Annotated in this window: 12 protein-coding genes; 5 read left to right on the top strand and 7 right to left on the bottom strand. The window is 63.4% G+C overall.

Annotated features, from left to right (window positions below):
- Positions 1-120: 120 nt before the first annotated feature.
- Positions 121-867 carry a bacterio-opsin activator domain-containing protein gene (locus tag B208_RS0100070; protein WP_073096543.1) on the top strand — a complete coding sequence of 249 codons (747 nt, stop codon included), beginning with the start codon at positions 121-123 and terminating at the stop codon, positions 865-867.
- Between the two features lie 17 nt (positions 868-884).
- On the opposite strand, the gene hisF is transcribed toward B208_RS0100070, so the two are convergent.
- Positions 885-1,700: an imidazole glycerol phosphate synthase subunit HisF gene (gene hisF / locus B208_RS0100065; protein WP_007978204.1), complete on the bottom strand. Its 816-nt coding sequence runs from the start codon at positions 1,698-1,700 to the stop codon at positions 885-887.
- A 625-nt stretch (positions 1,701-2,325) separates the two neighbouring features.
- Between hisF and B208_RS24105 the strand changes: the two genes are divergently transcribed.
- Positions 2,326-2,478, top strand: a complete 153-nt coding sequence (locus tag B208_RS24105; protein ID WP_007978203.1) for a DUF7550 family protein — start codon at positions 2,326-2,328, stop codon at positions 2,476-2,478.
- Positions 2,479-2,597: 119 nt separating this feature from the next.
- On the opposite strand, the gene purL is transcribed toward B208_RS24105, so the two are convergent.
- Together purL and B208_RS24100 are read right to left on the bottom strand one after the other, a co-directional pair.
- Positions 2,598-4,715, bottom strand: coding sequence for a phosphoribosylformylglycinamidine synthase subunit PurL (purL, locus tag B208_RS0100055; RefSeq protein ID WP_007978201.1), 2,118 nt, complete (start codon positions 4,713-4,715; stop codon positions 2,598-2,600).
- A gap of 159 nt (positions 4,716-4,874) precedes the next feature.
- The gene (locus tag B208_RS24100; protein ID WP_007978199.1) at positions 4,875-5,045 is read right to left on the bottom strand and encodes a hypothetical protein; all 171 of its coding nucleotides are present in this window, start codon (positions 5,043-5,045) and stop codon (positions 4,875-4,877) included.
- A 777-nt stretch (positions 5,046-5,822) separates the two neighbouring features.
- On the opposite strand from B208_RS24100, the gene B208_RS0100045 reads away from it, so the two are divergent.
- Both B208_RS0100045 and B208_RS0100040 read left to right on the top strand, forming a co-directional pair.
- Complete coding sequence (locus B208_RS0100045; protein ID WP_007978197.1) at positions 5,823-6,509, top strand: PHP domain-containing protein; 687 nt, start codon at positions 5,823-5,825, stop codon at positions 6,507-6,509.
- A complete protein-coding gene (locus tag B208_RS0100040) occupies positions 6,509-7,576 on the top strand; it encodes an asparagine synthase C-terminal domain-containing protein (protein WP_007978195.1) in 1,068 nt (355 codons plus the stop codon). Before B208_RS0100045 ends, B208_RS0100040 begins: the two co-directional genes overlap by 1 nt.
- Before the next feature lie 387 nt (positions 7,577-7,963).
- Here B208_RS0100040 and B208_RS24095 read toward each other — a convergent pair whose 3' ends face one another.
- From B208_RS24095 to B208_RS0100015, 4 genes are read right to left on the bottom strand one after another with little or no spacing between them, the layout of a single operon-like run.
- Positions 7,964-8,113 (bottom strand): hypothetical protein, encoded by a 150-nt coding sequence (locus B208_RS24095; RefSeq protein WP_007978191.1) that lies wholly within the window; start codon positions 8,111-8,113, stop codon positions 7,964-7,966.
- A 40-nt stretch (positions 8,114-8,153) separates the two neighbouring features.
- Entirely contained in the window at positions 8,154-8,639 is a 486-nt protein-coding gene (locus B208_RS0100025) for an NUDIX hydrolase (protein WP_007978190.1), read from the bottom strand.
- A 25-nt stretch (positions 8,640-8,664) separates the two neighbouring features.
- Positions 8,665-9,480: an SAM hydrolase/SAM-dependent halogenase family protein gene (locus B208_RS0100020; protein ID WP_007978188.1), complete on the bottom strand. Its 816-nt coding sequence runs from the start codon at positions 9,478-9,480 to the stop codon at positions 8,665-8,667.
- Entirely contained in the window at positions 9,477-9,998 is a 522-nt protein-coding gene (locus B208_RS0100015) for a nicotinamide-nucleotide adenylyltransferase (protein ID WP_018128630.1), read from the bottom strand. Before B208_RS0100015 ends, B208_RS0100020 begins: the two co-directional genes overlap by 4 nt.
- Positions 9,999-10,231: 233 nt before the next feature.
- On the opposite strand from B208_RS0100015, the gene lonB reads away from it, so the two are divergent.
- Positions 10,232-12,232: an ATP-dependent protease LonB gene (gene lonB, locus B208_RS0100010; protein ID WP_007978186.1), complete on the top strand. Its 2,001-nt coding sequence runs from the start codon at positions 10,232-10,234 to the stop codon at positions 12,230-12,232.
- Positions 12,233-12,482: the final 250 nt, after the last annotated feature.

Raw genomic sequence — 12,482 nt, 5'->3', positions numbered from 1 at the left:
TTCCGCTCGGGGACGACCCACGGACGATTTTCGCCCCGCTAGCGTCGTGTGCCGCGCGGGTGTCGTCTGGCCACGATTGTCACACAATAGCTAAACGCGCCCATCTATTGACGATAGATAGTGACAGTTGAGGATGGCGAGACAACCAATAGAGTAGTAGAAGTCGAATTTCAGGTCGATGACCCACGATATCCGCTCGTGGCCGTCTCACAACGAACGGGGTGCCGGGCTTCTCTGCAACAGATACTGCCACGGAGCGACGGGACGTACACCGTTTTTTATCGCGTCTCCGACGTCGACCCGGGTCGCGTTCTCGACGTCGCCAACGAGGACGACCGTCTGGAAGCGCGACTGATCGGCGCCAGCGAGAAGGAGGGTATCCTCGAAGTGGACGTCAGTAACGTGGAAGAGTTCTTCGTCGTCACGCTGACCGACGCCGGTGCGATTCCCAAACACATGTGGAGCGCGAACGGCGTCGCGCACATCGTGGCCGACATCCCGCCGAACCGCTCCGCGAGCGACGTCATCGACCGGTTCAGTTCGGACCACCCCGCCGTGGAAATCGTCGCCCGGCGACAGAAAGAGTACACCACACCGCTGTTCAGTCACCGCGAATTGCAGATGGCGATGAACAAAACGCTGACGACCCGACAACACGAGGCGCTGTTGGCGGCGTACGCGGGCGGGTATTTCGACTGGCCGCGAAAGAAATCCGGCGAGGAAGTGGCGGCCGAACTCGGGGTGTCGTCCCCGACGTTCTTTCAGCACCTCCGGCGGGCCGAGCAGAAAGTCCTCTCGCTCCTCTTTACGGAACAGCGAACCGGGGCGAACCGAGCCGAAACGAACGAAGACGCGATCAGCGGGTAGGTCGGCGACGACCGACGCTACAACCGAACCGGAACGTCGCGGTCCGCGAGGTACTCTTTGACCTCCCGGATCGAATACTCGCCGAAGTGGAAGATGGACGCCGCGAGCGCCGCGTCCGCGTTCGCGTCGGCGAACACCTCGTAGGCGTCCTCCGGGCCGCCGCAGCCGGAGGAGGCGATGACGGGCGTCGAAACCGAGTCACAGACCGCCTTCGTCAGCGGGATGTCGTAGCCGTCCTTCGTCCCGTCCGCGTCGATGGAGTTGACGAACAGTTCGCCAGCGCCGCGCGATTCGGCTTCGTTCGCCCACTCCACCACGTCGATACCGGTTCCCTCGCGGCCGCCCTTCACGGTACACTCGAACCAGCAGGACTCGCCGTCCACTTCCGCGTAGTGTTCGCCCGCCTCGTCGAAGCGCCGTCGGGCGTCCACGCTGATGACGATACACTGGTTGCCGAACGCCGTCGCGCCCTCGGTGATGAGTTCCGGGCGCTCCAGCGCGGCGGTGTTGATGGACACCTTGTCCGCCCCCGCGCGGAGCGTCTCCTTGATGTCCTCGCGCGTTCGAATTCCGCCGCCGACCGTCAGGGGGATGAACACCTCGTCGGCCACCTCCGAGACGACGGACAGCATCGTCTCGCGGCCGTCCGCGCTGGCCGTGATATCGAGGAAGACGAACTCGTCCGCGCCCGCCTCGTTGTACTGTCGCGCCATCTCCACCGGGTCGCCGGTGTACTGCAGGTCCTCGAAGTTGACACCGGTGTACACCGCCGGGTTCCCGTCGTCGTCCAAATCCACGTCGATGCACGGGATTATCCGCTTCGTGAGCGTCATTGGGAGTGGGTTGGGAACCGGTCGGCAAAAGGAGTCGGGTTACGGGAAACCGTTGCGAACACATCGTCGCCCGATATCCGACGTTCCACCGTGGCGCGCGCTGAAGCGTACGAGGTCTTCGTGAGTGATAACGGAACGAACGGATGGCTCGTCAGAGCGTTGCTCTGACGGTGGGTGGCTGAGCGAATGCGAAGGAATCGGTTGGGGAGGGTGTGGCTGATGCGGGGCGGTTGCGGTTTCAGTGACGTCTGTAGTCGCAGTCACAGACAAACCAACACCACCTCGTTACGAGCGGACGGGGGCTTTCGGGGGCTTCTTATCGATGTCGTTGGGAGCGTTGGCACGGGTTTTACTCGTCACGAGTATAGTGGGAACGTTCGGGGATTTTCTCGTAGCGATGGCAATCACAGCAAAGTCGCCGTTTTCTCGTAGCGAGCGGTTGCCGACGATGGGACACGTCGAGAAAGAACGAAGATGAGAATACTGAATCCCAACGGATTTCACTATTCTCTCACGTAGAGCACTAAAATATACTGAATAATACTAAATGACACTGTATCATACTACGTCCTCCCGCGCCTCGGACACCGATACATCGAAGTACCGGGCACGCAGAACTGCAACCATGCAAGAAGACACCGACCCGGTACAGCACGCCGACGGACTGACGCGATTGACGTCCCCGATGCAGGAGTTCACGATGAGTCAGGTGACGACCGGTCTCGTCGTCTTCGTCATCGGCGTCGCCGTCGTGTTCGGCGTTCCGCTCCTGCTCTGAGCGACGAACTTCTTCTCTCGACGGTATCGAACGGCGCTCCGACGTTTCTCCGTGACCAGCGCCTCGCTTCGAGTCGAAAAGCCGAGACGGTCGTCCGCTCCGTTCTCCTCGGACGTCCCTTACTCCAGTTCCCGGACGAGAACGTCGCGGAGCGCCGCGATTTCGCTCGCCGCGTAGCGGAGTCCCTCGCCATCGACTTCGAGTTGGAGGGTTCCCGAGTCGTTCGCCTCGCCGAGTTCGGTGACGGGGGCGACGCCATCGAACGCGTCGAAAACGGCGTCCGGGTCGGTCGTCTCTACCACCGCGCGGCCGGGGAGTTCGCTGAACAGCGTCTCCGCGGCGTCGGCGTCGCCGAGCGACACCGATGCACCCGCGTCGTCCGACACCATCTCGGCGAGCGTCACCGCGAGGCCGCCGTCGCTCACGTCGTGGACCGCGAGCGTGCCGTCCGCCGTGGCGACCTCACGAAGTCGGGAAAGGAGTTCGGGCGCGTTCCCCGGAAGTTCCGGGAAGCGGTCGCTGCCGCCCATCTGTGCGAGGTACTCCGAGCCGCCGAGGTCGGCGGTGGGTTCGCCGACGAATAGGAGGGTTCCCTCGCCGGAGAGTTCCGCGGGTGGTGCGTCGTACTCCGCCGTGGTGCCGGTCATCGCCAGCGTCGGCGTCGGCGGAATCGGGCCGCTCGGCGAGTCGTTGTACAGCGAGACGTTCCCGCCGACGACGGGCACGTCGAGGGCCGAACACATGTCGGCGAGGCCGTCCACGATGCGCTTGAAGCCGCCGTACACGTCCGGCTTCTCGGGGTTGCCGCCGTTCAGACAATCGACCGCGGCGAGCGGCGTCGCGCCCTTGGCGGCGAGGTTCGTCGCGTTTTCGAGGGCGACCGCGCGGGCACCGTCGTAGGGCGCCGTCGTCGTCCAACTGGGGTTCGCACCGGACGAGAAGGCGAGACCGAGTTCCGCTCGCCGAATGGCGAGGACGGCCGAGTCGTCGCCGGGAAGGACCGAGGTTCGAGTCTGGACTTCGTGGTCGTACTGTCGGTACACCCACCGCTTGCTCGCGCAGTTGGGCGACCCGACGACCGCCTCGAACGCCTCGCGGACGTCCGCGTCCGGCAGGTCGCGGTCGGGTTGGGTCGGCTCCTCCGACGGGAGGTCGTTCATCGGCGCACCGTCGCCGATGAACTCGGCGGGCACGTCCACGACCGTCTCCCCCTCGAACTCACAGACGTAGTTGCCGTCGGTCACGTCGCCGATGACCGAACAACCGAGGTCGTACTTCTCGGCAACCTCGGCCACCGCATCGACGTTCTCGGGACGGACTTCGTACACCATCCGCTCTTGCGATTCGGCGAGCAGGATTTCGAGCGCGTTCATGTTCGGTTCGCGCTGGTGGACGCGTTCGAGGTCGATGTCGGCTCCGAGACCGCCCTTGGCGACCAGTTCGCTGGACGCGCCGCCGAGTCCCGCCGCGCCGAGGTCGCGGGCCGATTCGACGAGTGCGCCGTCCACGAGTTCCTCGTTCGCCTCGATGAGGAGCTTCTCGGTGTACGGGTCGCCGACCTGCACCGCCGGGCGGTCCTCCGTTTCCGCGTCCTCCGCGAGGTCCTCGCTGGCGAAGCTCGCGCCGCCGAGTCCGTCCCGCCCCGTCGAGTTGCCGACGAGGAGCAGTTTGTTGCCCGGCGTCTGCGCTTCGGCCGTTATGAGGCGCTCGGCGGGAAGCAGTCCGACGCAGGCCACGTTGACGAGCGGGTTGCCCTCGTAGTCGGGGTGGAACTGCGTGCTCCCGGTCACGGTCGGCACGCCGATGGAGTTGCCGTAATCGGCGATTCCCTCCACGACGCCTTCCAGCAGGTACCGGGAGTGTTCGCGGTCGAAGCCCCCGAAGTAGAGGCTGTCCGCGAGCGCGATGGGGTACGCCCCCATCGACAGCGTGTCACGGACGATGCCGCCGACGCCCGTCGCCGCGCCGTCGTACGGGTCGACGTAGGACGGGTGGTTGTGGCTCTCGATACCCATCGTGATGTAGGTCGAGTCGTCTAGCGCGACCACCGCGGCGTCGTCACCCGGTCCGATGACGACGTCGTCGCTCTCGGACTCGAACGCCGACAGCAGGGGCCGCGACGACCGATACGCACAGTGTTCACTCCAGAGGTTCTCGAACAGCGCTTCCTCGGCCGAAGTGGGGTCGCGGCCGAGTTCCGCGACGACCAACTCTCGGTCGGAGTCGTCCAAACTCATTCACTGGTTTGTACAAACAGGGCGGATTAATGCCTTTCCATGTGCACGAACGTGTGGGCATTCGTGCAGCCACGATGAGTCATCGCTATCTCGCTACCGTTCCCACTGGCTCGTCCCATATTTGTTCATTCCGACGACACTCGAAGAGAACTGACGACGCTACAGTGGTTCACGCCAATCGCGCACAATCCATTGACCTGCGGCCGTGAACTGACCTTTGAACAAGAGACCTGTCGCCACCATCATGACGACGAGCGGGGTCACCGCGAACGTGAGCGTCTTCAATATGACCCGTTCGGTAAAGCTCTCGTGTCCGATCTTGTTGTTCATGTAACTATTTGGAGATCGTATTTCGGTAAAAGCTTTCTGTATATCTTCTTCACACAGACATTCAGACATAACACAATAAAGAGGGATGTTCACGGATGAGTGCGTGTCACCCGCGTAAGAACGGCGATACGAAACCCGACGAGATTGTTTTGAAACCATCCGGGAGAAACGTGTCTGCTTGCGAGGCAAATTTTCCATCCCGGTGGTCGGCTCCGTACCATCCTCATCAGTCCACAGGCGAGTGACCGCGCGGTAGCAACCACGCGCGGATTACTCGGGAAAGGACCGACACGGAGCCGAGAAGAATTTGTCGAACATACAGTTTTGGTGCGGACTTTACCCACACTCTGTTCATTTTTTCGCTTTTGAAACTCCAATGTCATTGTTAGTGGCCCATTCCACCACAATAGCTAAATACTTCGTTGCCATTGGTATCAACTGCCATGAAACGCTCACAAGGAGGGGAACGATAAGAGACGGACCATACAGCCGACAAAATCGATGCCTATGATTGCATGAACGCGAGTGACCGTTTTCACCCACCCACTCCGCGGGCGATGCTGCCTCCATCGCCCGTATTCATGCGTTGAAACGTCCCTAGTTCCAGTTCAGTCGTACGCCCGACCGTTCTGCTCCGGTCATCCCATTCCGTGGTCCCCGATTTATTCGAGAGTTCCACCAGCGAACACATTCCAGCGAAAGCGCCGTCTCGCGGCGACTTCCGACCGCCGACCACGGACCGAGGTGCTTTTCCCGGCGTACTGCCAACGTTCTCCCGTGCTATCGGTCGAGTTGCATTGTCATTCCGCACTTTCCCACGATGGCCGTGACCCCGTCGAACTGCTCTTGGAGCAAGCCAAGGCGGTTGACTTGGACGCCATCGCCGTTACCGACCACGACGAGATCGACGCGAGCCTCAAGGCCGCGGAACTCGCCCCCGAATACGGATTGGTCGGCATCCCCGGCATGGAAATCACGTCCCGCGCGGGGCACGTCCTCGGGTTAGGTATCGAAGAGCGCATCTCGCCGGGACTCTCGTTCGGCGAGACGCTCGACAGAATCCGGGAGCAGGGCGGCGTCGCCGTCGTCCCCCATCCGTTTCAGAAATCACGGAGCGGCGTCGCCGCGAACATCACCGGAAAGAAGCTCGCGGAAGCGGACGCTATCGAGGTGTACAACTCTCGCCTGCTGACGGGGCGTGGCAACCGGAAAGCGCGGTCGTTCGCCAACGACCAGGACGTGCCGATGACGGCCGGAAGCGACGCCCACATCAGCGAGATGGTCGGGCAGGCTGTAACGAAAATCGACGTGAACACCCCCGACAAGCGGGCCATCCTCGGCGCTATCGTCGACGGCCGAACCGAAGTCGACGGGAAACGAACGCCGTGGCACATCAGTTTCCGACAGGCCGCGGGCGGCGCGAAGCGCCGCGTCATCAGCCGCGTCGGACAGTACTTCGGCTGATGCGGGGGCGATCACCGGACGCCGTTCGGCGCGCCATCGAAACGAACGACCCGCTGCCGGGCGGCGGCGGATTCGCGGGCGAAGTAGACGGGTCCCTCGTCCGCGACGTACTCGGACGCTATCCGCTGTTCTCGGAGGAAGACGACGCGACGACGTGGAGTCACGACCCCACCGACCTCGACGTTCCCGACCCGGTTCCGGCGGGCCACGCGCGAACCGGGGAGGGCGACGAACGACTGTGGGACCTCCCCGACCCGTCGCCGTTCGAGGACGAAGAAAGCGCGGTTTCGGCGGTTCGAACGGCCATCGAGGGCAGTCTCGGTGCGGTTTCGACGGACGGCCTCGCGGTCGCGTTTTCGGGCGGCGTCGATTCCGCCGTCGTCGGGAGCGCCTTCGACTGCCCGCTGTACGTCGCCGGGTACTCCGGCAGTCACGACGTAGCGGCCGCGCGAACCGCGGCCGACCTGATGGACCGCGACCTTCGCGTCGTCGAGATAACCCACGAAGACATCGAACGCGCCGTTCCCGAAGTCGCCCGCGCCATCGGTCGAACCAACGCGATGGACGTGCAAATCGCGCTCCCGCTCTACCTGACCGCCGAGCGGGCGCGGGCCGACGGCTACGAGCGACTCGCGGTGGGACAAGGCGCGGACGAGTTGTTCGGCGGGTACGAGAAGGTCGCCCGCGCGGACCACCGCGTCGAGGCGGAAACGGTGCGCGGTGCGGCCCGCGAGACGATTCGAACGCTCTCCGAGCAGTTGCCGCGGGACGCGCTGACGCTTCGCGCCGCGGGCGTCGAACCGGTCGCCCCCCTCCTCGACGACCGAATCGTTCGGGAAGCGCTCCGCCTTCCGGGGTCGATGCTCGTCTCGGACGGCGTTCGAAAGTGGACGTTCAGGCGAGCCGCTCGGGAGTTCGTCCCCGACGAGATAGCGATGCGGGACAAGAAGGCGGTGCAGTACGGCAGTCTCGTCGCGCGTGAACTCGACCGACTCGCGCGACAAGCCGGGTACAAACGGCGGATGGACGACCACGTGACGAAGTACGTTCGCTCGCGACTGGAATGACGGCGGTTCGCTTCTGCGGGTGCTTACGGTCGCCTTCTCCGTACGGTCGCCCTCTCAGTCGAACCGATCGCTCGATGTCCGCGAGCGAAGTTCTTCCTGGAGCCAGGACTCGCAATACCCGATGCAATGCCCACCACATTCGGTGCACATCTGCCGGTCGAGTTCGTACGACGCACCGCACGATTTACACTCGAACCGCGTCGAGTCCGCGTGCCCCAGCCCCATACCGACCCGGCTGACAAATCCCATTCTCGATTTGTTCGAGTGTAGGTAGCGTCATTATTATACGCCTGCTAAACCCCTCAAAGCCCTCGTTCACGACTGTTTGATTTCTTATAAATATCCGTTATTCGAAAACTCCGACACTGAAAGAGAGCTGACCAGTCGTCAGTGGCGTGGAGAGACGACCTGCTCGCTGCCACAATCCGGACAGCGTTCCCGCTCGTCGTCGAATGCCTTTCCACACCCGGTACAGACGTAGGTCGGTCGGGGGTCTTCGTCGTCGTCGGTTCCGAGCAGGCGGTCGATGATACTCATAAACGCCAGCAATCACCGAACGGACCTTATTATACACCACCTAATCCCGGTTACGCGGTCGAGATTCGACGCGTTCGATGGCCTCGATGCCGAGCGTCACGACCTCCTCGGTCACGCCGTCGTGCGTTCTGAGTTCGTCCGGCGAGAACCACCGCCAGCAATCGGTCGCGCGTTCGCCGTCGTCCGGCGCGAGGTCCCGATCGGACGCCTCGCCGTAGTAGACGAAATCGATGTGCTGGTGTGCGACCTCGCCGTCGAACGAGTCGATGTCGTAGAGCATAGTGTGTTCCGCGGGCGCGAGTTCCCGACCGAAGTCGGCATCGATGCTCGTCTCCGGTTCGAGGAGCGTCACGTCCAACCCCGTCTCCTCGTGTATTTCGCGCATCGCAGCCTCTCGGGGGAGTTCGTCCCGGTCGAGATGGCCGCCCGGGGGGAGGAGCATACCGAGTCGGTCGTGGTCGTGGAGCAAACACTCGCCGTCGTGGACGACGTACGTCGTGGCCGTGAAATGTCGCGTCGTCTCCATGCGAAAAGGGACGACCGAATCGGGTTCACCGTTTCGGTCGGGTATCGAGGCGAATCTCGTCGCCGACCTCGATGCCAGTGGACTCGTCCGACGAGCCGCCGCTCGCTTCGCTCGCGGAGACACTGAACGCCTCGTCGCCGCGGCCTCGATTGACCGCGAGCTCGACGTTGCCGTGACTGCCGACCGTCACGAGGCGTTGACCGGGGGCGACGTGGGCGTAGGAGGGTTCGACGGGCGCGGGGAGGCCGTTCACGTCGATTTCGTCTACGCCGTCCAGGAACTCGCCCGGAACGTTGGTGATGGCGTTGCCGAAGTCGTCCACGACGAGCAGTTCGCCGGTCGCGGTGCGGTCGCGGACGGTCGGGTCGGGAAACCGGAGGTCTTCGAACTCCTCGGTCGGTACGACGCCTTCGAGTTCGTCGAGCGCGTCCACGCCCGCTTCGTGGACCCGGGCGGCGGCGGGCGCGAACACGTCCCGCCCGTGGAACGTCGCGCTGTCCGCGTTTTCGTAGTTGACGCGGAAGACGTCGAATCGGTCGGTATCGGCCAGTTTGCGGGCGACGGGGAGCAGGACGCCGTTGTCCGGTCCGACGAGGGCGTGCTCGCCCGCCCGAATCGCCAGCGCCGCCCGGTCGGTGCCGACGCCGGGGTCCACCACGACGAGGTGGACGGCGGGCGGGAAGTACGGCAACACCTCGCGGAGCCAAAAGGCGGTTGCCCGAACGTCCTGTCGTGGGAAGTCGTGGGCGACGTCCACGAGACGGGCGTCGCTGTGCTGCAGCATGACGCCCTTCATCGCTGCCGGATAGGGGGTTCCGAAATCGGAGGAGAGCGTAATCATGTCGGTCCGTTCGAGTCCGAGTCGCTGACCTGTTGGATGCGGTCGATGCCGTCGATTTCTTCGATGACTTCTACCACCGAGTCGGGGACCAACCGCTGCCAGTCGCCGCCCTCGACCATCCGGTCGCGGACTTCGGTTCCCTCCAGCACGTCGCGGTTGAACATCGGGGATTGGCGAACCTCGACGCCCGCTTCCTCGAACAGCCGGATGACGAGGGGGTTGTTCGAGTAGGCCACGTCGAAGTCCGGGCTCATGCTCTGGACGTGACTCACCCACACGGAGTTCCGGTCTAGGTCCTCGATGGGGACGGCGTACGTCACGAGGTCGTAATCCACGAGGGATTTGGTTATCATCATGATTCGTTCGCCGGCCGTGAATGGGTCGTGACGGCTGTGTGAGTCGCCCGCGCTTCCGATGCCGAGGACGAGTTCGTCGACCTCCTCGGCGATAGTGTCGACCACGTTGTGGTGGCCGTTGTGATAAGGTTGGAAGCGACCGATGTAGAACCCGCGGGTCATGGTGAACCCGTCGGGTAGGATTTTTATAAGGGTGACGAGTCGTTCGTCCGAGCGAGCATCCCCGGCGAAAGTGGGGTTACTGTTTCGAACCCGGTGCTCGACGCCGAGAGCGATACGGCTATACCCGTTCAATTCAATAGTCTCACGGCCTGAAATGGAGTCCAAGCGGTTGGGAAGAGGGAGAAAGTATATCAGTTCGCCAGCCATGTTTTCAACTACACAGAACGAATTCTATGAGTAACGACACCGAAGCTTCACCACCGGAGCAGGAAGCCGAGCAAGACATCGACGTCGATAGCCTTGGGAGCGAGGTGGACGCCAAGGTCGCCGATGACATTGCAGAGGACGACCTGCTGGGTGGGTTGGAGATAGAAAGTACGGACGAAGTCGAAATCCCCGACCGACTGGTCGATCAGGTCATCGGGCAGGACCACGCCCGCGACATCATCCTGAAGGCGGCAAAGCAGCGCCGTCACGTGATGATGATAGGGTCGCCCGGGACCGGGAAATCGATGCTGGCGAAGGCGATGAGCCAACTCCTCCCGAAGGAGGACTTGCAAGACGTCCTCGTCTATCACAACCCCGACGACGGGAACGAGCCGAAGGTCCGAACCGTTCCCGCCGGAAAGGGCGAACAGATCATCGAGGCGCACAAGGAGGAGGCCCGGAAGCGCAACCAGATGCGCTCCTTTTTGATGTGGGTCATCATCGCCATCGTGGTGGGGTACGCGCTCCTCCTCGCCGGAAGACCGCTCCTCGGAATCCTCGCGGCCGGTGTCATCTACCTCGCGTTCCGCTACGGCTCGCGTGGCACCGACGCCATGATTCCGAACCTGCTGGTCAACAACAGCGACGTCACCAGCGCTCCCTTCGAGGACGCGACGGGTGCCCACGCTGGTGCGCTGCTGGGCGACGTGCGCCACGACCCGTTCCAGTCCGGCGGCATGGAGACGCCGAGCCACGACCGCGTGGAACCCGGTGCCATCCACAAGGCGAACAAGGGCGTGCTGTTCGTGGACGAAATCAACACCCTCGACATCCGCAGTCAGCAGAAGCTGATGACGGCGATTCAGGAGGGCGAGTTCTCCATCACCGGTCAGTCCGAGCGCTCGTCCGGTGCGATGGTGCACACGGAACCCGTTCCGACCGACTTCGTGATGGTCGCGGCGGGGAACCTCGACGCCATGGAGAACATGCACCCGGCGCTTCGCTCGCGTATCAAGGGATACGGGTACGAAGTCTACATGGACGACACCATCGACGACACGCCGGAGATGCGCCGCAAGTACGCGCGCTTCGTCGCCCAGGAAGTCGAAAAGGACGGTCGGCTCCCGCACTTCACGGACACGGCCGTCGAGGAGGTCATCCTCGAAGCCCAGCGCCGTGCGATGCGCAAAGACCACCTCACGCTCAAGCTGCGTGATCTCGGTGGACTGGTGCGCGTTGCTGGCGACATCGCCCGCGCCGAGGACGCCGAGAACACCACGCGCGACCACGTGCTGCAGGCGAAACAGCGCTCGCGCTCCATCGAACAGCAGATCGCCGACGACTACATCGAGCGGCGCAAGGACTACGACCTCACCGTCTCCGCTGGCGACGTGGTGGGTCGGGTCAACGGTCTGGCCGTCATGGGCGAGGACAGCGGTATCGTCATGCCCGTCATGGCCGAAGTCGCACCGTCGCAGGGTCCCGGCAAGGTCATCGCCACCGGGAAACTGCAGGACATCGCCGAGGAGGCCGTCCAGAACGTCAGCGCCATCATCAAGAAGTTCAGCGACGAGGACATCTCGGAGAAGGACATCCACATCCAGTACGTCCAGGCGTACGAGGGTGTCCAAGGTGACTCCGCGTCGGTGACGATGGCCACCGCGGTCATCAGCGCGCTGGAGAACATCCCCATCGACCAGAGCATCGCCATGACCGGTTCGCTGTCGGTCCGCGGCGACGTGCTCCCGGTCGGCGGCGTCACGCACAAAATCGAGGCCGCAGCGAAGGCGGGCGTCGAGACGGTCATCATCCCGAAGGCCAACGAGCAGGACGTGATGATAGAAGAAGAGTACGAGGAGATGGTCGAAATCATCCCCGTCTCGCACATCAGCGAAGTCCTCGAAGTCGCGCTCACGGGCGAGTCCGAGAAGGACAGCCTCATCAACCGGCTGAAGGACATCACCGGCCACGCCCTCGACCGCAAGGTCGGCGGCACTCAACCCGGTAGCAGTCCGAGCCCGCAGTAAGCGTTCGGCAACGAGAATTCTTTTCTATTCGATTTCCGTCCCACAGCGACGGCACCGACCGCACCGACGGAGAGATAGCTTTTCAGCGTCGGCGTCCGAACCCGAAAGCGAATGCCCTCGCCGAACTGGAACGCCTTCGCCGGTGTCGCGCTCGTCGTCCTCGTCGTCCTCATCGCGCTGGCTCGCGCCTCGCAAGCCATGTTCGTGGACGACGAGGCGGGAGGGGGCGACCGCCGCGAACCGGCACACC

It is taken from the genome of Haladaptatus paucihalophilus DX253 (assembly GCF_000376445.1).
Lineage (GTDB): Archaea > Halobacteriota > Halobacteria > Halobacteriales > Haladaptataceae > Haladaptatus > Haladaptatus paucihalophilus.
Note: the sequence above shows the minus strand (reverse complement) of the source record. Positions and strands in the feature narration are given on the sequence as shown.

Coding starts and splice junctions, on each gene's coding strand:
- hisF (WP_007978204.1), bottom strand. CDS start 1,700: ATGACGCTCACGAAGCGGATAATCCCGTGCATCGACGTGGATTTGGAC.
- B208_RS24105 (WP_007978203.1), top strand. CDS start 2,326: ATGCAAGAAGACACCGACCCGGTACAGCACGCCGACGGACTGACGCGA.
- purL (WP_007978201.1), bottom strand. CDS start 4,715: ATGAGTTTGGACGACTCCGACCGAGAGTTGGTCGTCGCGGAACTCGGC.
- B208_RS24100 (WP_007978199.1), bottom strand. CDS start 5,045: ATGAACAACAAGATCGGACACGAGAGCTTTACCGAACGGGTCATATTG.
- B208_RS0100040 (WP_007978195.1), top strand. CDS start 6,509: ATGCGGGGGCGATCACCGGACGCCGTTCGGCGCGCCATCGAAACGAAC.
- B208_RS24095 (WP_007978191.1), bottom strand. CDS start 8,113: ATGAGTATCATCGACCGCCTGCTCGGAACCGACGACGACGAAGACCCC.
- B208_RS0100025 (WP_007978190.1), bottom strand. CDS start 8,639: ATGGAGACGACGCGACATTTCACGGCCACGACGTACGTCGTCCACGAC.
- B208_RS0100020 (WP_007978188.1), bottom strand. CDS start 9,480: ATGATTACGCTCTCCTCCGATTTCGGAACCCCCTATCCGGCAGCGATG.
- B208_RS0100015 (WP_018128630.1), bottom strand. CDS start 9,998: ATGACCCGCGGGTTCTACATCGGTCGCTTCCAACCTTATCACAACGGC.
- lonB (WP_007978186.1), top strand. CDS start 10,232: ATGAGTAACGACACCGAAGCTTCACCACCGGAGCAGGAAGCCGAGCAA.